The organism is Klebsiella sp. HN106 (genome assembly GCF_051209435.1).
In the GTDB taxonomy this organism is placed as follows: Bacteria; Pseudomonadota; Gammaproteobacteria; order Enterobacterales; family Enterobacteriaceae; genus Klebsiella; species Klebsiella oxytoca.
Map to the genome: position 1 here is coordinate 1 of NZ_JBLURD010000317.1, position 251 is coordinate 251.

Sequence of the window (251 nt, forward strand, 5' to 3'; positions counted from 1 at the left end):
GGTCATCCTCTCAGACCAGCTAGGGATCGTCGCCTAGGTGAGCCGTTACCTCACCTACAAGCTAATCCCATCTGGGCACATCCGATGGCAAGAGGCCCGAAGGTCCCCCTCTTTGGTCTTGCGACATTATGCGGTATTAGCTACCGTTTCCAGTAGTTATCCCCCTCCATCGGGCAGTTTCCCAGACATTACTCACCCGTCCGCCACTCGTCACCCGAGAGCAAGCTCTCTGTGCTACCGTTCGACTTGCA

Annotated in this window: 1 rRNA gene; it reads right to left on the reverse strand. The window is 56.2% G+C overall.

Annotation, left to right across the window (positions count from 1 at the left end):
* Window positions 1-251: ribosomal RNA gene (locus ACSIPU_RS31360) — 16S ribosomal RNA — on the reverse strand; the annotation flags it as partial.